The following is a 916-nucleotide window of genomic DNA, read 5'->3' as shown; positions in this document are numbered from 1 at the left end:
GGGGCCGGTGTCGCGGTGGGCCGACCGGTCGCGCGGGCTGCGCGGGCCGGTCGCCGAGGGCGTTCCACCGCGCGGGACGGGCGCGTGGCGCGCCAGCGCCCTGCCCCGCTGACACGTCCCCGCCGCCCCCTCCGCCCGTCGCGGGGGCGGCGGGACATGCGGAACGACATCTAACCGTGGTTCACCCACTCGAACGGCCTTCACACGAATAAGGTGAAAGGCCATGGCCACCTCGGAGTTCGTCCCACAGCCCGCGCGATACGCCATCTTCGTCGACGCGGGATACCTCTACGCGGCCTCCGGTGCGCTGCTGCTGGGGTGCAGTTCCCGCCGGGAGTACCGGGTGGCCGCCGAGAAGCTGATCAAGGCGTTGACCTCGCACGCCGACGAGCAACTGCTGGGCGAACTGCTGCGGGTGTACTGGTTCGACGCCGCGCCCAAGCGGCAGCCGACGGTGGACCAGCGCGTCATCGCCAACCTCCCGCTGGTGAAGCTGCGGCTCGGCAACCTGAACGCGCAGGGCCAGCAGAAGGGCGTGGACGCCCAGCTCCGCGCCGACCTGGAGGCGCTGGCCCGGCACCGCGCCATCACCGACGCGGTGCTGCTGGCGGGCGACGAGGACATGCTGCCCGCCGTGGAGGCCGCGCAGCGCTACGGGGTCCGCGTCCACCTGTGGGGCGTCGAGCCCACCCACGGCTCCAACCAGGCCGAGTGGCTGGTGTGGGAGTCCGACACGGTGGAGGTGCTCCAGGCCGACTTCCTGCGGCCGTACTTCACCAAGGCGAAGGTGCTGCCGGTCCCGGCGCCGCCCGCGGCCGTCCCGGGGGGCGGCCCGGTCGAGCGGACGCCCGTCCCGTCCCCGGCGCAGGTGTTCGCGGGGCGCGTCCCGTCGGTGCGCCCGGCCCCGGCCGCCGCC

At 74.6% G+C, this 916-nt stretch carries 1 protein-coding gene; it reads left to right on the top strand.

The window, feature by feature from the left end; translation table 11 throughout:
- Positions 1-223: 223 nt before the first annotated feature.
- Positions 224-916: NYN domain-containing protein (locus AKI01S_RS48635; protein WP_157420782.1), on the top strand; the 693-nt coding region annotated here is incomplete at its 3' end.

Source organism: Actinomadura kijaniata NBRC 14229 (assembly GCF_001552175.1).
Classification (GTDB): domain Bacteria; phylum Actinomycetota; class Actinomycetes; order Streptosporangiales; family Streptosporangiaceae; genus Spirillospora; species Spirillospora kijaniata.
Note: the sequence above shows the minus strand (reverse complement) of the source record. Positions and strands in the feature narration are given on the sequence as shown.